Source organism: Streptomyces sp. NPDC045899 (assembly GCF_056431485.1).
The window spans coordinates 256,034-273,628 of the sequence record NZ_JBWKKP010000003.1 but is presented as its reverse complement, the minus strand read 5'-3'; the positions used below and the strand labels follow the sequence as shown (position 1 = coordinate 273,628).

General features: G+C 73.7%; 14 protein-coding genes. 9 read left to right on the top strand and 5 right to left on the bottom strand.

Features of this window, described 5'->3' with window-relative positions:
• Nucleotides 1-602: 602 nt before the first annotated feature.
• Nucleotides 603-1,715 (bottom strand): sensor histidine kinase, encoded by a 1,113-nt coding sequence (locus tag AC07FT_RS05865; protein ID WP_479174269.1) that lies wholly within the window; start codon nt 1,713-1,715, stop codon nt 603-605.
• Between the two features lie 5 nt (nt 1,716-1,720).
• The gene (locus AC07FT_RS05860) at nt 1,721-2,518 is read right to left on the bottom strand and encodes a response regulator transcription factor (protein ID WP_471193032.1); all 798 of its coding nucleotides are present in this window, start codon (nt 2,516-2,518) and stop codon (nt 1,721-1,723) included.
• A 123-nt stretch (nt 2,519-2,641) separates the two neighbouring features.
• Between AC07FT_RS05860 and AC07FT_RS05855 the strand changes: the two genes are divergently transcribed.
• The 3 genes from AC07FT_RS05855 to AC07FT_RS05845 are packed head-to-tail and all read left to right on the top strand — an operon-like array spanning nt 2,642 to nt 4,796.
• On the top strand, nt 2,642-3,379 hold the full coding sequence (locus AC07FT_RS05855) for a glycosyltransferase family 2 protein (RefSeq protein ID WP_479174267.1): 738 nt from the start codon (nt 2,642-2,644) through the stop codon (nt 3,377-3,379).
• Nucleotides 3,376-4,053, top strand: a complete 678-nt coding sequence (locus AC07FT_RS05850; RefSeq protein ID WP_479174265.1) for a TIGR04282 family arsenosugar biosynthesis glycosyltransferase — start codon at nt 3,376-3,378, stop codon at nt 4,051-4,053. Before AC07FT_RS05855 ends, AC07FT_RS05850 begins: the two co-directional genes overlap by 4 nt.
• Nucleotides 4,050-4,796, top strand: a complete 747-nt coding sequence (locus AC07FT_RS05845) for a methyltransferase domain-containing protein (protein ID WP_479174263.1) — start codon at nt 4,050-4,052, stop codon at nt 4,794-4,796. The genes AC07FT_RS05850 and AC07FT_RS05845 overlap by 4 nt, the downstream gene beginning before the upstream one ends.
• Nucleotides 4,797-4,970: 174 nt before the next feature.
• Here the strand turns inward: AC07FT_RS05845 and AC07FT_RS05840 are convergent, their stop codons facing one another.
• Together AC07FT_RS05840 and AC07FT_RS05835 are read right to left on the bottom strand one after the other, a co-directional pair.
• Nucleotides 4,971-5,447 carry a hypothetical protein gene (locus AC07FT_RS05840; RefSeq protein WP_479174261.1) on the bottom strand — a complete coding sequence of 159 codons (477 nt, stop codon included), beginning with the start codon at nt 5,445-5,447 and terminating at the stop codon, nt 4,971-4,973.
• Nucleotides 5,444-6,721, bottom strand: a complete 1,278-nt coding sequence (locus AC07FT_RS05835) for a molybdopterin-dependent oxidoreductase (RefSeq protein ID WP_479174259.1) — start codon at nt 6,719-6,721, stop codon at nt 5,444-5,446. Before AC07FT_RS05835 ends, AC07FT_RS05840 begins: the two co-directional genes overlap by 4 nt.
• Before the next feature lie 217 nt (nt 6,722-6,938).
• On the opposite strand from AC07FT_RS05835, the gene AC07FT_RS05830 reads away from it, so the two are divergent.
• Both AC07FT_RS05830 and AC07FT_RS05825 read left to right on the top strand, forming a co-directional pair.
• On the top strand, nt 6,939-8,333 hold the full coding sequence (locus AC07FT_RS05830; RefSeq protein WP_479174257.1) for a hypothetical protein: 1,395 nt from the start codon (nt 6,939-6,941) through the stop codon (nt 8,331-8,333).
• Nucleotides 8,334-8,432: 99 nt separating this feature from the next.
• Nucleotides 8,433-9,731, top strand: coding sequence for a polysaccharide deacetylase family protein (locus AC07FT_RS05825; protein WP_479174522.1), 1,299 nt, complete (start codon nt 8,433-8,435; stop codon nt 9,729-9,731).
• Nucleotides 9,732-9,830: 99 nt separating this feature from the next.
• Here the strand turns inward: AC07FT_RS05825 and AC07FT_RS05820 are convergent, their stop codons facing one another.
• On the bottom strand, nt 9,831-11,792 hold the full coding sequence (locus tag AC07FT_RS05820) for a transglycosylase domain-containing protein (protein ID WP_479174255.1): 1,962 nt from the start codon (nt 11,790-11,792) through the stop codon (nt 9,831-9,833).
• 546 nt (nt 11,793-12,338) lie between these two features.
• On the opposite strand from AC07FT_RS05820, the gene AC07FT_RS05815 reads away from it, so the two are divergent.
• The 4 genes from AC07FT_RS05815 (at nt 12,339) to AC07FT_RS05800 (ending at nt 17,565) form a co-directional block, all read left to right on the top strand.
• Nucleotides 12,339-13,655, top strand: a complete 1,317-nt coding sequence (locus AC07FT_RS05815) for a multinuclear nonheme iron-dependent oxidase (protein ID WP_479174253.1) — start codon at nt 12,339-12,341, stop codon at nt 13,653-13,655.
• A gap of 5 nt (nt 13,656-13,660) precedes the next feature.
• Nucleotides 13,661-14,725 (top strand): TIGR04222 domain-containing membrane protein, encoded by a 1,065-nt coding sequence (locus tag AC07FT_RS05810; protein ID WP_479174251.1) that lies wholly within the window; start codon nt 13,661-13,663, stop codon nt 14,723-14,725.
• 112 nt (nt 14,726-14,837) lie between these two features.
• Nucleotides 14,838-15,644 carry a TIGR04222 domain-containing membrane protein gene (locus AC07FT_RS05805; protein WP_479174249.1) on the top strand — a complete coding sequence of 269 codons (807 nt, stop codon included), beginning with the start codon at nt 14,838-14,840 and terminating at the stop codon, nt 15,642-15,644.
• A gap of 100 nt (nt 15,645-15,744) precedes the next feature.
• A complete protein-coding gene (locus AC07FT_RS05800) occupies nt 15,745-17,565 on the top strand; it encodes an alpha/beta hydrolase (protein WP_479174247.1) in 1,821 nt (606 codons plus the stop codon).
• Nucleotides 17,566-17,595: the final 30 nt, after the last annotated feature.

Here is a 17,595-nt window from a genome sequence, read left to right as displayed (position 1 = left end):
CGCGCCGACGTGCCACGCACCGCACGCACCGCACCGGACCCTGGCGGCATGAGCCATCCCCGGTCGGCGGCGCGCGGGCACCCCGGCCGCGCGGATCGCACCGGGCTCACCCCGCGGGTGCGCGAAGGTCACGCGGAGCGCGGCTCCGCACCGACGCCCGGCGGCGATGGCCGGCGCCGGCCCTCAGCGCCCCCGGCGGCCCGCGCGTACGCGCCACGAACCGCACGCTCCGCCCCAGCCGTTGGCGGCATGGGCCATCATCGGTCGGCGGCGGGCCGCTCCCCTCGGGACCCGGGCGCCCCAGGCCACGCCGGGCTCGTCCGGCCACGGCAGGACATCCGCGTGCGGCGGCGCCGCACACGGAAGCGTGACGGGGACGGGCGTCACGCCCACCGCACGACGCAACAGCCGTCACGGGTCCCCGGTCACGCCGGACCCGCTGGCGCGCCGGGCGCCCGCGACGGCGTCGCTCCGCGCCGACCCCAGCGCACTCCGGGAAGCCCACGCGGACACACCGCGGACCGCGCCGACGGGAGCCGCCATCGCCGATCCCGCCTGCGGCCCGGCGGCCCGCCGGCCAGACGCCGCCGGGCCGGGAGGGGTCAGACGCCTGCCGCGGGGAGGCGGACCTCGAAGCGGCAGCCGCCGACCACGTTGTGGACCGCGGCGCGGCCGTCGTGGGCCTCGACGATGCCGCGGACGATGGCGAGGCCCAGGCCCGCGCCCGCCGGGGGCGTACGGGCGTGGCTGCCGCGCCAGCCGGTGTCGAAGACGCGCGGCAGGTCCTCCTCGGGGATGCCGCCGCAGCCGTCCGTCACCGACAGCACCACATGGTCCGCCTCGCGCTCGGCGGTGACCGCGACCGTACCGTCGGCCGGGGTGCGGCGGATGGCGTTGACGAGGAGGTTGCCCAGGACGCGGGTCATCTCCTTGCCGTCGACCTCGATGGGAACGGGGTCGACGGAGTTGCCGATCAGCCGTACGCCCAGTTCCCTGGCGAGCGGATCGGCGCCCGCGAGGGCGTCCCCGACCAGGTCGTAGACGGAGACCCGGGTGAGGCTGAGGGACAGCGCCCCGGCGTGGATGCGGGAGAGTTCGAACAGGTCGCCGACCATCCCGTTGAGCCGTTCCACCTCGGTGCGGATCTGCCGCAGATAGCGTTCCGGGTCGGGCACCATCCCGTCCTCCAGCGCTTCCGACATCGCCCGGAGTCCGGCCAGCGGGGTGCGCAGGTCGTGGGAGATCCAGGCGACGAGCTCACGGCGTGAGGCCTCCAGGGCCCGTTCGCGTTCGCGGGAGGCGGCGAGTCTGGCGCTGGTGTCGGCGAGGGCACGGCCGAGGGCGGCGAGTTCGGCGGTGGCCTCGCCGTCGGGGGCGGCGAAGGCACCGCCGTCACCGAACGAACGGGCCGCCTGTGTCAGCTCGTTGCTGCGCGCCACGACCCACCGGCCCAGCAGCACCGCGGTGGCCATCGACACCACGGCGGCCATCGCGCAGACGGTGGTGACGACCGAGAGGTCGTGCGCGGACAGGAACATGGCCCAGGCGACGGCGAGGGTGCCCGTCAGCATCGCGGTGACCGTGACGGCGGCGACCACGGTGAGGGACACGGCGACGGAACGTCCGCGCAGCAGCCGCAGCGCGAGCGCGCCGAGCAGCCCGGCCGCGGCGGCGCCGAGGAACGCGAACAGGGCCATCAGGAGGATGTCTCGCACGGCGGTCAGCCCTCGCCCTCGTGGTCCGCGGCGGCGGACCCGGACGGGGCGTCGAAGCGGTAGCCGACGCCCCAGACGGTCTGGATGAGGCGCGGTGCGCCCGGATCGTCCTCGATCTTCCCGCGCAACCGCCGCACATGGACGGTGACGGTGGACAGATCGCCGAAGTCCCAGCCCCACACGTCCCGCATCAGCTCCTCGCGGGTGCAGGCCACACCGGGGTTCCGCAGCAGATGCGCCAGCAGGTCGAACTCGCGGAGGGTGAGGGCGAGTTCCCGGCCCTCCCGGGTGGCACGGCGGGCGGCGGGGTCGAGGGTGATCCCGGCGTGCCGGAGCACACCGTCCCGCGGCGCGGGCTCACCGCCTGGACCGCTGCCGCCGGTTCCGCCGGGCGCCCCGCCGAGGTGGACGACCCGCGGCCCGGTACGGCTGCGGCGGAGTACCGACTCCACGCGCAGCACCAGTTCGCGCGGGCTGAACGGCTTGGTCACATAGTCGTCCGCGCCGATCTCCAGGCCGAGGATCCGGTCGTCCTCGTCGCCGCGCGCGGTGAGCATGATGACCGGCACCGGCCCCCGCTCGCGGAGCGTCCGGCACACCTGGAGCCCGTCCATGCCCGGCAGCATCAGATCGAGGACGACCAGGTCGGGCCAGCGGGCGGCGGCGCGGGCGAGCGCCTCGGGGCCGTCGGCGGCCCGGTCGACGTCATAGCCCGCGCGGTCGAGGTATCCGGCGACGACCTCGGCGACAGTCGGATCGTCGTCCACGACGAGGACCCGACCGGGGGTGGGGGTCTGCTGCATGGCCACAGCCTCGCACCTGGCCGGATCCGGGCCCACCCCGGTGTGGCCGGGGACCGGCGACGTCCGTGTTTCGTAAGGTCCCGAAGTCAGAAATGCCGCTTTCGTCTCCGTAGTGTGGAGCGCGTGACACATGCGATCACCCCCCGTTCCGACGGTGTTCCCCGCGCCGATGTCGTTCTGCCATGCCTGGACGAGGCCGACGCCCTGCCCTGGGTGCTGGCCCGCATCCCCGACGGCTGGCGCGCCATCGTCGTCGACAACGGCTCCACGGACGGCTCGGCCGCCATCGCCCGCGACCACGGAGCGACCGTCGTACACGAGCCCCGCCGCGGCTTCGGGGCGGCCTGCCACGCCGGACTCCTGGCCGCCGAGGCGGAGTTCGTCTGCTTCTGCGACTGCGACGCCACGCTCGACCCCGGACTGCTGACCGGCTTCGTCGCCACCCTCGCCGAGGGCGGCGCGGATCTGGTGCTGGGACGCCGCCGCCCCCAGGGGCGCGGCACCTGGCCCGCGCACGCCCGGGCCGGCAACCTCGCCCTCGCCCGGATGCTGCGCCGCCGGACCGGTCTGCGGCTGCACGACCTCGGCCCGCTGCGCGCGGCCCGCCGCGCACCGCTGCTGGACCTCGGTCTCAGCGACCGGCGCAGCGGCTATCCGCTGCAGATGGTGGTGCGCGGCTCCGACGCGGAATGGCGGATCGAGGAACGCGACGTGCCGTATCTGCCGCGCGCGGGGCGGTCGAAGGTCACCGGCACCTGGCGGGGCACCTGGCACGCGGTGCGCGATATGCGCGCGGTGCTCCACGACCGGCCGCCGGTACCCGTCGCCGAGGTCAGCCGCCAGGTCAGGACTGCCCGGTGAGCCCCGCGCGCGGCGCGTCGCGGAACGGCGCACGGACGAAGGTCACCCTGCTCGTCATCGCCAAGGAGCCGGTGGCGGGCCGGGTGAAGACCCGGCTCACTCCCCCGTACACCCCGGTGGAGGCCGCGGCACTCGCCGAGGCCGCCCTCACCGACACCCTCCGCACCGTGGCCGGGATGCCCGCGCACCGCCGGGTGCTGGCGCTGGACGGCCGTCCGGGGAGATGGCTGCCGCTCGGCTTCGAGGTCATCCCGCAATGCCGCGGCGGTCTCGACGAACGGCTGGCGCACGCCTTCGCGCACTGCCACGGACCCACGCTGCTGCTCGGCATGGACACCCCGCAGATCACCCCCGCACTGCTCGCCCCGGTGCTGGACCCGCGCGGCTGGACACGCCGCGACGCCTGGTTCGGCCCGGCCGCCGACGGTGGCTTCTGGGCCCTGGGCCTGTCCGACCCGGACCCGGCGCTGCTGCGCGGGGTGCCGATGTCCACCGCCACCACCGGTGCCGTACAGCGCCGTCGGCTCGTCGACGCCGGGCTGCGGGTGTACGACCTGCCGGTCCTGCGCGACCTCGACACCGCGAGCGACGCGCTGAAGGTGGCGGCGGCCGCCCCGGGCAGCCGGTTCGCCCGGACCCTGTCCCGGATGCCGGTCCGGGCGGGCGCCCGATGAGCGCGGCCGGGTCGATACGGAACGGAACCGGGCCGGACGCCGTCCGGCTGCGTGAGCGTGCCGACGGCCGGGCGCAGCCGGCCTCATGGCGTGCCGACCCCTATACGCGGGCGCTGCGCACCGGACGCGGCCCGCTGTATCTGCGCCGCTCCGACGGCTGGATGCTGCCGCTGGAGGTCGAACGCTGGTGCGCGGACGCCGACCCCGCCGACCGCACCGTACTGACGCGCTGCCGGGGCCCCGTCCTCGACATCGGCTGCGGCCCCGGACGGCTGGTGGCCGCACTCGCCCTGCTGGGCCGTCCCTGCCTGGGCATCGATATGAGCCAGGCGGCGGTCGCCCGCACGATCGGCGCGGGCGGACCGGCCCTGTGCCGCTCGGTGTTCGAGCCGATTCCGGGTGAGGGGCGCTGGGGTACGGCGCTGCTGATCGACGGCAACATCGGCATCGGCGGCGATCCGCGGGCCCTGCTCGCCCGGGTCGGCCGGATCCTCGCCCCGGAAGGGCTGGTGCTCGTCGAGGTGGCACCGGCGGACCTCGACGAACGGGTGCGGGTCCGGGTGGACGACGGACACGGCGGCGTCGGCACGGACTTCCCCTGGGCCCGGGTGGGCGCCCCCGCCCTGCTGCGCCACGCGGATGCGGCGGGCTGGAGCGCCGTCGAGCGGTGGTCGGCGCTCGACCGCGACTTCGTGGCCCTGCGGCGGGTGCTGCCCGGAGCGCGTACGTCTCCCGAGGGCTGACACCCCCCGGCCCCCTGACCCCGGTCGGCGGTGCGGTGAACCCCCACCCGCACCGCCGACCGGCCTGTCCGCCCCCGGCGGTCCGGGACCGAGAAGCGCCCCGCCTTCTGACCCCGCCCAGGGCGGGGTCAGAAGGCGGGGCGTCGCATCCCCAGAAGTGCGCGAGCCACGCGCTCACGGCGCGGGCGGGCTCGGACGCGGGGCCCGGCGGGCGCGGGCGCGCCAGAGCCGGAGGCCCAGCCACAGGGCCGACGCCGCGAACAGCGCGGCGCTGATCAACAGCCAGCGCCCCAGGAAGACATCGGCGGACAGCCCGGTCGAGCGTTCGTAGCGCCGCTTCTGCTCACCCAGGATCAGCGGGAACCACACCAGCAGCAACAGTCCGGAGAGAAAGGCGGGCACCCGGACGTGGTTGATCCAGGAGGCGGGGGCGGGCTGGGCCGCGCTCACCGCGCGGTCGGCGAGCGCGTACAGCGGCAGCAGCACCAGGTCGTGCAGGACCGCCGCGCCCACGATCCAGAGCACGATGCCCAGCCAGTCGCCGTCGAGCAGCCGGACCCCGGCGTACGCGGTCAGCGCGAACGAGCAGAGCAGCGCGAGCAGATGCCACGGCGAATCGCCGTATCCGCGCCGGAAACCGAAGCGCCTCATACCGTCTCCCCGAAGCTCAGCCGTCCGACCCATTTGGTGTTCTGCACACCCGGCGCGTTGGGGACGATGATCCGCGCGGGGTAGCCGTGGTCCGGTGACAGTTCCGCGCCGTTGACCTTGAGGGCGAGCAGTGAGCGCGGGTCGCGGACCTGGTTGTCGCGGAGGGCGACGGTGCGGAAGGAGCCATGCCGCTGGAGGGATTCCACCAGGACGCCCGGCGGCTGGCCGCCGAGGCCGACGAGCGCGGCGAGATCGGCCAGCCGTACGCCCTCCCACCGCTGGTCGGGGGTGGACCACCCCTCCACGCAGGCGATGGGGAGCGCCGCGCCGTGCTGGGGCAGCCGCAGCACCTCCTGACGGGTCAGGGCGAGTTCGCGGTCCCCGCCGCGCAGCACCAGCCGCCAGTCGGCGCCCATGTCGCGGGCGGTGATGCCGACGCCCGCGGCGGTCTTGTTGATCTGGAAGCCATTGGGGCCCCGGCCGGGTTCGCGGTTGTGCGGGGCGAGCAGCGCGGTCTCGCGCAGCGGTCCGCCGATGCTCTGGCCCGCGGTCACCACCAGCAGGGCGGCCGACCCGGCGCCGACCATGCCGAGCGCGCCACGGCGCGAGATGGTGGGCGGGGCGGGGTCGGGGCTCACCAGACCGGTCTCGTCCGGTGGTTCCGGCTTGGTGCGTGAGACCGGTGTGCGCAGCTCCGCCCGCAGGTCACGGCCCTTCAGCGAACGCACCATCCGGGGGAAGCGCAGCACCGCGTGGACGACGAAGGCGGCCATGAAGACCCAGGACCCGTAGAAGTGCAGCGGGTAGAAGGACCCCGGGAAGATGTAGTCCAGCTGGACGTTGAGCACACCGGTGGCGAACACGAAGAGCCCGCCGCCGACCAGGGCCAGCAGCGACAGCCGTTCCAGCCCGTGCGCCAGGGACCGCACCGGCGGCCGTTCGAAGAGCTTGGGGACGACCGACCAGAGCTTGGCCAGCAGGACGGGGATGAGCACGATGCCGAGGGTGACGTGGACGCCCTGGGTGACGCGGTAGAGCCAGGAGGGGTGCGTCGGCCAGTCGAAGAGATAGAAGCCGAGCAGCCCCTTGTCCGGTGTCTTGTCGTTGACCGGGGACAGGCCGGGGTTGTAGGCCGCGTACGAGAGCAGACCGGTCACGAAGAGCACGGGGATGCCGACGAGCAGCAGCAGTCCGAAGACGGACGTCAGCCAGGGACCGCGCAGGGGGCTCCGCCATGGGGTGCGGCGCCCGCCGGGGTGGGAAGGGGGGCTCATGGCTCGACCGTAGAGCCGCCAGGGGGCTTTCCGGGGGTGTGAACCGATGACGAAACGCTGACGTCAGCGCGGTGGCGCCGGGGGCACGGCGCGGAACACCGCACGGATCTGACGGTTCGGTGACGGGCCGCGGCGCGGCGCACCTCCGGCCGGTGCCGGGACGTAGCGTGAGGTCGTGAAGCTCCCCCTCCGCCCTGCGAGGCTCCCCCTCCGCCCCGTGCGGCCCCCCTCCCCCGGCGACCGCGGCCCGGGCACCCCCCAGGCCCTCCGGTCCGGCCGCCGCCTCGACGTGCTGACCGCCGTGGCGGGCGCCGTCCTGTTCGCGGTCGCCGCCGTCGTCGGCACCCTGATCCAGCGCGCCTACCACTCCCTGTACGTCGACTGGGCGCCGCTCTACGCCGACTGGCTGCCCCATGTGGGGCCGGGTACGCCCGCCGCGCTGGCCGTCGCCGTGCTCGTCGTCGTCCACGGACCACGGCTCGCGATGCGGCTGCCGTGGCGCGGGCTGCTGGTGGCGGTGTGGGGGACGGCCATGGCGTGGACCTGGTCGCTGGCGCTGGTCGACGGCTGGGGGCGGGGGCTGGCCGGGCGGCTGACCCAGCGCCATGAGTATCTGCGCGGTGTGGACCGCTTCGATGACATCGGCGCGGCTCTGCGCGGGTTCACCGAGCACATCCTGCTGACCCAGCCCGACCACTGGCCGGCGCATATCGCGGGCCATCCGCCGGGTGCGGTGCTCACGTTCGTCGGGCTGGACCGGCTGGGGCTGGGCGGCGGGGCATGGGCGGGCGCGTTCTGCGTCACGGTGGGGAGTTCGGCGGCGGTCGCGGTGCTGGTGGCCCTGCGGGCGCTGGGCGAGGAGGGGGCGGCCCGCATCGCCGCCCCGTTCCTGGTGCTGGCCCCGACGGCGGTGTGGGCCGGTGCCTCCGCGGACGGCTACTTCGCGGCCGTGGCCGCCTGGGGTCTGGCGCTGCTGGCGCTCGCGGCGCGGCGTACGGTGCGCGCGCCGGGCGCCGTGGCACTGGCATCGGGGCTGCTGCTGGGGTTCACCGCCTATCTCTCCTACGGGCTCACCCTGCTGGCACTGCCCGCCCTGGCCGTACTGCTCCTGGCCCGTACGGTGCGGCCGCTGCCCTGGGTACTGGGCGGAGTCGCCCTGGTGGCGGGGGTGTTCACACTGTCCGGATTCGCCTGGTGGGAGGGGTACGACCTGCTGGTCGAGCGCTACTACCAGGGCGTGGCCTCGGACCGGCCGTACGCCTACTGGGTGTGGGCCAATCTCGCCGTGGCGGGGGTGGCCGCGGGCCCGGCCTGTGTGGCCGGTGCGCGCCGGGTGGCGGCGGCCGCCCCGGGGGCGCTGCGGCGGCTGCGCGGGGGCGCGTCCGGTGCCCCGGACGGGCTGCTGGTGCTGACCTTCGCCGCGCTGCTCGCCCTGGCCGTGGCCGATCTGTCCGGTATGAGCAAGGCGGAGACGGAACGCATCTGGCTGCCGTTCCTCCTGTGGATGCTGCCCGGAACCGCTCTGCTGCCCGTGCGGGACCGGCGCCGCTGGCTTATGGTCCAGGCCACGGTGGCACTTCTCATCAATCATCTGCTGCTGACCGGCTGGTGACGGGACCGATGTGAAGAGCAGGTGATACTTCTGTGATACTGGAGGGGACGTACATCTGTATTGGTGCTGGGGGCGGACCCGTTGAAGGCGCTGAAGATCATGAAGGCGTGGAAGGCTTTAATCGCGCGGAGTGCCCACGGAGTGGTGGGGCCCCTCGGCGCGCTCACCGCCGTGGCCGTCGTGGTGGCCCTGCTGATAGCCCTGACCTCGCGCGGAGGTGTGGGGGACACACCGGACGGAGACGTCCCGGCGGCCGCCGCCTCCCCGAGATCGGACCGCTTGCCCAAGGAGGCGAAAAAGAAGAAGGAGAAGTACGCCGACTGGGACGGCAAGGTCAAGGTCCTCGGTGACGGCTCCACTTCCTATACGGGCCCGCAGCCCAAACAGCTGAAGCCGCGGAAGCTCAAGCCCGGTGAGAAGCCGCCGCAGTTCGTGGTGTTCTCCTGGGACGGCGCCCTGGAGGGCGACGACCAGCTCTTCTCGCGGTTCCGCCGGGTCGCGCGGGAGTCGAACGCCACCATGACGTTCTTCCTGAGCGGTATGTATCTGCTGCCCAAGTCCAAAAGCGGTCTCTACCGGCCGCCCCAGCACAAGCAGGGGTCGGCCGCCATATCGTTCCCGACCGACGAGCACATCCGGGAGACACTGCAACAGCTGAGCGGTGCCTGGCGGGAGGGCAACGAGATCGGCTCCCACTTCAACGGTCATTTCTGCGGCACCAAGGGCGGCCAGGACTGGACCACTGAGGAGTGGAAGAGCGAGACCGAGCAGGCATATTCGTTTGTGAAGAACTGGAAGACCAACACCGGCTTCACCGATATCAAGCCCCTGCCCTTCGACTACGACGTGGAACTGGCGGGTGGCCGCGCGCCGTGCCTGGAGGGGCAGAAGAATCTGCTCCCGGTCATCAAGTCACTCGGCTGGCGTTATGACGCCAGTTCACCGGGCGACTTCCAGATCTGGCCGTCGAAGGTCAACGACATCTGGAACTTCCCCCTGCAGCTGGTGCCGTACCCGGAGAGTGAGAAGCAGGTCCTGTCGATGGACTTCAACTTCCTCTTCAACCAGTCCGGGGACAGCACCGAGGGCGATCCGGCGAAGTACCCGGAGTGGGAGCGGCTGACCCGTGAGGGCTATCTGAACGGCTTCGACCGTGTCTACCACGGCAGCCGCGCCCCGCTGTTCATCGGAAACCACTTCGAGGACTGGAACGGCGGCATTTATATGCAGGCCATCGAGGACGTGATGCGGAGCGTCTGTCCTCGTGAAGGTGTGCGGTGCGTATCGTTCAAGCAGCTCGCCGACTGGATGGACGCCCAGGACCCGGAAGTCCTCGCGAAACTGCGGATGCTGGATCCGGCGGAATCCCCGGACTGGCGGACCTTCACCAAGAAGTAGCCGGTCCGGATCCTTGTTCCCTCACCCCCGGGATTGCTCCCGGGGGTGATTCCTTTTCATGCCCGGACGATTCTCACTCCCGGCCGGTATCCCCGGCCGTCACCCCCGGCCGGCCGCCGTCATATAGCGCGTCCAGATGGACAGCGGATACTCGTCCACCGAGGAGACCGCGCCCGCCCCGCCCAAGTCCTCCAGCGGCAGCAGCTCCTGGGTCTTGGGGTCCACCCGCGACAGGGACACCGCCGTCGACAGCTTCTTGGTGTAGCCGATGAACCAGGCCGAGGTGTCGTCCTGGGACATCCCGCGCTTCCCCGCCACCTCGGATCCGGCCACCCGGGCGGCCCGCGCCGAACCCGACTCGCTCTGGACCGCGCCGCGCAGCGCGTCGTCCACCTGGTTCGCGACCGTCGCGCTGAACGCCCGCTTCGTGGCGTCCCTGCGGAGCTGGAACTTGTCCCCGTTGCGGGTGAGTCCGGTGACCGAGTACGGCGGTGCGTGCATCCCCTGGGCGGCGAACGTCCCGTAGGCGCTGGCCATCCGGATCGAGCTGGGGGTGGCGGTACCGAGCGAGAACGCGGGCACCCGGGCGCCGAAGCTGCTGGGCAGCATCCCCGCGTCGATGGAGGCGCGACGGACCCGGTCCAGCCCGACGTCCATGCCGAGCTGCATCATCGGGGTGTTGATCGACTGCACCATGGCCTGGCGCAGGCTGACCTGGCCGTAGGACCGGTCGCCCTCGTTGTTCGCCCGCACGATCTTCCCGCTGCGGTCCCAGTACGGCCCCTCCGGCGTCCGCACGGCCACCTTGTTGTTGCCGTCGTAGAGACTGGTGGGCGTCACGGGTTCCCGCGGGCCTTCGCGGTCGAGCAGCACGCCGTCGCGCAGTCCGGCGGCGTAGACGAACGGGGTGAAGGCCGTACCGGCGGGCACGTTGGAGGCGTTCGCGTCGTTGAAACCCTGCTCCAGATAACCCGGTCCGCCGTACAGCGCGGCGATCCTGCCGTCCGGCGCCACCGAGGCGGCACCGATCCGCACATGGCGGTCACCCCGCCGCTCGTCGGGGTCGAACGAGGCACGCGCCTTCTTCACCGACTTGGCCAGCGCCGTCACCTTCGGCTTCTCGAAGGTGGTGTGGATCTGGTACCCGCCGAGGTCGAAGTCGGCGTCGGAGATATCGGTGTGGGAGCTGACGTACGCCCGCGCGGTCTCCACCAGATATCCGACCTGTCCGGTCAGCCCGGCGGGCTTGGGCGGTGCCTTGGGCTCGGGGAACTTGGTGTACTTCGCGCGCTCCTCGCGCGAGAGCTTGCCGATGTCCACCATCCGGTCGAGCACCCACTCCCAGCGCTCCGTCACCCGCTGGCGGTTCTTCTCACCGAGCGTGGGGTCGAACGACCCGGCGCCCTTGAGCAGGGCGGCGAGCATCGCGCCCTCACTCGGATTCAGCTCTGAGACGTCCTTGCCGTAATACGCGTAGGCGGCCCGCTGAATGCCGTAGGTGCCCCGGCCGAACCAGCTGGTGTTCAGATAGCGCTGGAGAATCTCCTGCTTGCTCATCCGGTCGTCCAGCTTGATCGCCATGAACATCTCGGTGAGCTTGCGGGAGAAGGTCTGGCGCTGGTTCAGATAGGCGTTCTTCACGTACTGCTGGGTGATGGTGGAGCCGCCCTGGGTCTCCCCGCCGGTCACCATCCGGGTCACGGCGCGCATCAGCCCGCTGGGCGAAACCCCGCTGTCGGAGTAGAAACTGGCGTTCTCGGCGGCCAGAACGGCCCACTGGACCTTCTCCGGCACCTTGCCGAGGGGGACCTCCTGGCGGTTGACCGGTCCGGTGCGGGCCATCTCGCTGCCGTCGGCCCAGTAGTAGACGTTGTCCTGCTGGGTAGCGAAGTCGTTCAGGTCCTCGGGTATGTCGGTCCGCATATAGAGAAAGCTCAGCAGCCCGGTGAGGATTCCCACGCAGAAGAGGAAGAGCAGGGACGTCTGGCGCCAGGACGGCAGCCAGCGCAACACCCCCCTGCGGCCCGCCCGGGGGTAGTCCAGCCGGACCCGTCCGGCCATCCAGCGGCGCACCCGCATGAGCCCGCGCCCCGAGGCCGCCGAACGGCGGCGGCGCCCCGGGAAAACCGGCCCCCCGCCCCGGACCTTCGGAGGCGCGGCACGGCGGTGCTTCCGGTGCTTCCCCGCCGCGTTGTTGTCGCTACTGCCCTGCACGTCTTGCCCCCACGCTCACTCCGCGCGCGGGCGCGGCACAAAGGTGTGATCTTCCATCCCCTCACGACCACACGATCCTATTTTCCCCTCCGAACACCTGTCGCCACAGGGGCCCAAAATTTTGTAACAGTGACGAAATTCCGCAACTCAGGACGCCCGGTGACCATTCACATCAGCCCGGACATCCGCCGCCGCGCGGGCTCCGGGGCGTCCGGGACGGGCCCGGGGACGGCCCCGTCCCCGCCCCCGGCGGGTCTCCCGGAGCGCGCCACCGAAGCTCAAATGAAGCTCTGAACCGTACGGGCCGGGGGTTCGTCCTGTTCCTGTGGGGTCATTACCCCGGCACGCGAGAACACACCGCGGGGAACGCGGGACGGAACGAGGAGGGGGAGCATGGTGCGCCTCGGTACCGGAATCGGCTGGCGACCGGAAATCGCCGATGACATCGCGGGACTGCCCGGCATCGACTGGGTGGAGGTGGTCGCGGAGAACGTCTGCCCCGGCCATGTGCCCGACGCGCTGGAGCGACTGCGGGAGCGCGGCACCACCGTGGTGCCGCACGGCGTCTCACTGGGCCTGGGCGGCGCCGAACCGCCCGACCCCGAGCGGCTCAAGGCGCTCGGCGAACGGGCGGAGGCGCTGGGCGCCCCGCTGGTCACCGAGCACATCGCGTTCGTACGGGCCGGGGGCGCGAGGACCGCGTCACCCGTGATCGAGGCGGGCCATCTGCTGCCCGTGCCCCGTACCCGGGACGCGCTCGACGTGCTCTGCGCGAACGTGCGGATCGCGCAGGACGCGCTGCCGGTGCCGCTCGCGCTGGAGAACATCGCGGCACTGATCTCCTGGCCCGGCGAGGAGATGACGGAGGGGCGGTTTCTGGCCGAGTTGGTGGAGCGGACCGGAGTGCGGCTGCTGATCGACGTCGCCAACCTCCACACCAACCACGTCAACCGGGGCGAGGACCCGGCCAAGGCACTGGACGAGCTGCCGACCGAGGCCATCGCCTATGTCCATGTGGCCGGCGGGGTGGAGCGGGACGGGGTGTGGCACGACAGCCACGCCCACCCGGTGACCCAGCCCGTCCTGGACGTCCTCGCCGAGCTGTGCGCGCGGACGGCGCCGCCCGGAGTGCTGCTGGAGCGCGATGAGGACTTCCCGTCGGCCGGGGAGCTGGCGGGCGAACTCGACGCCATCCGCGCGGTGACGGCGGCGGGGACGGCGCCCGCGACCCCGTGGGTCCCCGGGGCCCCGGACCTCCGCCCGGCGGCCGGCGGTCCCGGCGAGGCCGCGCTCGACGCCGCCCGGCAGCGGCTCGCGCTCGCCCAGACCTCCCTGCTGTCCGCGCTCGTCGCGGGCACCCCGGCCCCCGAAGGCTTCGACCGGCGGCGGCTGCGCGTCCAGAGCGCGGCGCTGACGGCCAAGCGCGCCTCGGTGATCGCCCATGTGGCGCCCGAACTGCCGGAGATCCTGGGCGACGGGTTCCGCCCCGCCTTCCTGGCGTACGCGGACCGCCGCCCGATGACCGGCGGCTACCGCCGCGACGCCCTGTTGTTCGCCGAGCACCTGCTCGCCGAGGACCTGCCCCGGGACCCGGCGGCACGGCGGCGGCTGACCCAGTGGTGGAAGGAGCGGTCGGGACCGGCACCGCTGCGGGCGAACCCCGCGGCCCGCCTCACCCGCGCCCTGCGCCACGCCCTGAGCGGAAGGTGACGGACATGATCGCGACAGTGGTCCTGGTCTACGCGGCGGCTGCCGCCTCCATCGCGACCCTCATCACGGGCACCGTCAGGTCCCGTACCGCGGGCGGGCCCACGGCGGCCCCCGAGGCGCACGACGCCCTGGAGGCGGCCTTCCTGGCGGGCGGGCCCGGCCGGGTGGCCGACACCGTGATCAGCGCGATGCACAGCGACGGACGGCTGGCGGTCGGCGGCCCCGGCGTGGTCTCGGTACGGCAGCCGGTCGGGCGCCACCCCGTGGAGAACGCGCTGCTCAGGCACTGCGCCCAGGCGCCGCACGGCGGACTGGCCCTGCTGCGCCGGAAGCTGATGCGCAGTCTGGAGGTGCAGGCGATCGGCGACGGGCTGGCGCGTCGGGGGCTGATGGCGCGGCCCGAGCGGATCCGCTTCTGGCGGCGCTGGGCGATCACGCAGATCGTGGCCTCCTGGACAGGGGTGTTCGTGGGCATCTGGGTCACGGTCGCCCAGGACGGCGACAGCCGGGCCGACCTGCCGTTCATCGTCGCGGTCCTCCCCGCGCTGTTCCTCGGCTTCGTCACCGGCGCGGCCTGCGCGACCGCGGGCCGGCGCCGGGTGACCGGGGCCGGGAAGCGGGCGCTGCGGACGTACACCTCGGCGGCGGAGCACCGTGCCCCGGCCGCTCCCCCGCCCGCCACGGTGCCGGACGACCGTCCGGGCCCGTCCGGGCCGGGAGGCCACGGACCGGGCCATCACCACGACCCGTACGGCGCCCAGGCCATGACCGGCGTGGCGGTGGCCGTCGCCCTGGGCGGCGCGGTGGCGCTGACCGCGGACGAGGCGCTGCGGGACCAGCTGCTGGAGGCGGGCGCGGCCTCGGCCGCCGCGTCGGGCGGCCTCGGCGGGGACGTCAGCATCTCCGTGGTGGACTCCTCCGACGGTGGGTGGTGCGGCGGAGACGGTGGGGGCGGCGGCTCGTCCTGCGGCAGCGCCTCCTCCTGCGGGGGCGGGTCCTCGTGCGGCGGCGGATCGAGCTGCGGGGGTGGCTCGAGCTGCGGTGGCGGCGGGGGCTGCGGCGGCGGCTGAGCTCCGGGACGGCACGGTGCGGACGCCCCCGTCGGGGGTGCGTGAACCGCCCGTGCCGTTCCACATCGTGAAAACTGTGGCGCGCCGGGGCCGGGTCCAGTAGAACTCGGCCATGTTGTGGGTCCCGTTCCTGCTCGTCGCCTGGGGTGCCGCGGTGATCAGCTGCGTCCGGCTGTGCCGGGCAGCGGTCGCGGCCGCCCACCCCCTGGATCCCGATCCGGCCGTGGGCCGGGCGGCGCTGGGCCTGTACGAGACGGCCTTCCTGGCGGGCGGCCCGCGCCGGGTCGGCGATCTCGCGATGGTGGCGATGTACCGCGAGCGCCGTCTGCTGCTCGCGCACACCGGCTGGGTCACGGTGGTGGACCCCGAGGGCCGCGACGAGCTCGAACGTTCGGTGATCTCCGCGATAGGCCCCGAGGGCCAGTCGCCCGTACCGGCCGTCCGGGCCGCGCTCGCCGCCGCCGAACCGGTGCGGGCCCTGGCCGACCGGCTGGTGGGCGCGGGGCTCGCGGTCTCCGCCGCCGCGCGGACCGATGTGGCCGCCGCGGTGCGGCAGGTCGGGGCGGCGTGTGTGCTGGTGCTGCTGTCGGCCGCGGGCGCGCTGCTGCTGGTGCCGCCCGCCCCGGGGCACGGACCGGTGGCGGCCTGGTTCATCCTGCCGCTGGTCCTCACCGCGGCCTGTCTGGTGATCGCCCGGGTGGAGGCGCACCCCTACTCGCGCTGGGCGTCCCCGGCCGGACAGCAGCTGCTGGGCCGGATCGACGTCCCGCCGCGCCGGGCCGCGGCGCGGGGCGGCGGAGCGGCGGCGGATCCGGGCGGTGACGACGGCGAGCTGCTCACCGCGGTCGCCGTCCACGGCACCGCCGCGCTCTCCGATCCCGCGCTGCGCGCGGCGCTGAAGGCGCATTGGGGTCAATGACCCCGACACCGCCACGCGGTGCTTTACACAGCCAACAACCGCACGAAACATGCCTTTTATCGCGTCACGCAGCACCGCGCACCGCGGAAAGGGATGGCTTGTGAGAGCAGCAGCGCTGTACGGCATCCTCGGACCGCTGTCCCTGTCACTGGGGATGACCACACTGCTCGCGGCCCCGGCCACCGGGCGTCCGCTGGCCGCGCCCGCCGCCTCCCCCGCGGCGGCAGGGGCGGCCGGGGCGGCCACCACCGGCGCCGTCGACGGCCGGGCCCGGGCCGCCGGGACCGCCGGGGCCACGGCCACCCTGGCGGCCGCGGCCGCCTGGTCCGCGTCCCCCGCCTCCCCCGTCGCCCCCGCACCGGCCGCGGCGGCTCCCGCCGGCCGCTCCGCCGAAGCGCGGGGGCTCGCGCTCGCCGCCCGGCGGGCCACCACCCACGGGATCGACTTCGGCCGCTGCCCCCTCGCCGAGGGGCTGGCCGCCCCCATCGCCTGCGGCACGGTCTCCGTCCCGCTGGACTACGCCCGGCCCGACGGCCCGCAGATCTCGCTCACCGTCAGCCGGGTGCGCGCCACCGGCCCCGCGACCCGCCGCCAGGGGGCACTGGTCTACAACCCGGGCGGACCCGGCGCCAGCGGGATGGCGTTCCCCTCGTACGCGACCGAGGAGCGGTTCCGGCGGGTGGCGGCGGTCTACGACTTCGTCGGCTACGCGCCCCGGGGGGTCGGCCGCTCCGCGCCGCTGTCCTGCCAGTCGCCCGCCGCCTACGCCAAGGCACCGACCAGCTCACCGCCCCATCCGTCGGCGGCGTTCAAACGGCGCCTGGTGACCCGGGCGCAGGCGTACGCGCGCGGCTGCGCCCGCCGCGCGGGATCCGCGCTCGCGCACTACACCACACTCAACAACGCCCGGGACCTCGATGTGCTGCGCGCGGCGCTCGGCGAGCGGCGGCTGACCTTCATGGGCGCCTCGTACGGCACGTACTACGGCGCGGTGTACGCCACGCTCTTCCCCGGCCATGTGCGGCGGATGGTCTTCGACAGCGTGGTCAACCCCGACCCCTGGCAGATCTGGTACCGCAACAACCTGGAGCAGTCACTCGCCTTCGAGCGCCGCTGGCGGGACTGGCGCACCTGGGTGGCCCGCCATGACGCCGTCTATCACCTCGGCGACACCGCGGCGCGGGTGCTCGCCTCGTACGAGAAGGCACGGGCGCGGCTGACGCGGGAGCCCGCGGGGACGGTGGGCACCGCGCAGCTCCAGAACGCGTTCCTGCGGACCGGTTACAACGACGCCTACTGGGACCCGAGCGCCCGGGCGCTGGCCGCCTATCTGCGCGGTGACTCCGCCCCGCTGACCGCCCTGGCAGCGCCCGACCCCGCCACGGCGGCCGAGGACGAGAACGGCACCGCCGTCTACACGGCGGTGGAGTGCAATGACGCGCCCTGGCCACGCACCTGGGCCACCTGGGACCGGGACAACACCGCGCTGGCCCGCCGGGCGCCCTTCGAGACGTGGGACAACGTCGCGATGAACCTGCCGTGCGCGTTCTGGCCGCTGAAGCACCAGCACCCCGTCGACGTCGGTGCCGGAACCCGCACCGGGCGGGGCCGCGGTGCCCTGCCACCGGTCCTGCTGCTGGCGGCCGAACGCGACGCGGCCACGCCCTACGCGGGGGCGAAGGAGCTGTGGCGGCGGCTGCCCGGCTCCTCCCTGGTGACCGAGCGGAACGCGGGGACGCACGGGCTGTGGGGCGGGCCCGATGACTGCGTCAACCGCCATGTCGACACCTATCTGCTGACCGGGAAGGTCCCCGGCCGGAGCGCCGACTGCGCGGGCCGCGCCCAGCCCGAACCGCAGCCGGAACCGGCCCCGCTGCCCGACTCCGGCAAGCAGCCCGCCGCACTGCCCGGGACCCCGTGAGGTCCTGACGCCCCGGGCGCGGCGGCGGGG

Coding starts and splice junctions, on each gene's coding strand:
- AC07FT_RS05860 (WP_471193032.1), bottom strand. CDS start 2,518: ATGCAGCAGACCCCCACCCCCGGTCGGGTCCTCGTCGTGGACGACGAT.
- AC07FT_RS05845 (WP_479174263.1), top strand. CDS start 4,050: ATGAGCGCGGCCGGGTCGATACGGAACGGAACCGGGCCGGACGCCGTC.
- AC07FT_RS05840 (WP_479174261.1), bottom strand. CDS start 5,447: ATGAGGCGCTTCGGTTTCCGGCGCGGATACGGCGATTCGCCGTGGCAT.
- AC07FT_RS05835 (WP_479174259.1), bottom strand. CDS start 6,721: ATGAGCCCCCCTTCCCACCCCGGCGGGCGCCGCACCCCATGGCGGAGC.
- AC07FT_RS05825 (WP_479174522.1), top strand. CDS start 8,433: ATGAAGGCGTGGAAGGCTTTAATCGCGCGGAGTGCCCACGGAGTGGTG.
- AC07FT_RS05820 (WP_479174255.1), bottom strand. CDS start 11,792: ATGGCCGGACGGGTCCGGCTGGACTACCCCCGGGCGGGCCGCAGGGGG.
- AC07FT_RS05815 (WP_479174253.1), top strand. CDS start 12,339: ATGGTGCGCCTCGGTACCGGAATCGGCTGGCGACCGGAAATCGCCGAT.
- AC07FT_RS05810 (WP_479174251.1), top strand. CDS start 13,661: ATGATCGCGACAGTGGTCCTGGTCTACGCGGCGGCTGCCGCCTCCATC.
- AC07FT_RS05805 (WP_479174249.1), top strand. CDS start 14,838: ATGTTGTGGGTCCCGTTCCTGCTCGTCGCCTGGGGTGCCGCGGTGATC.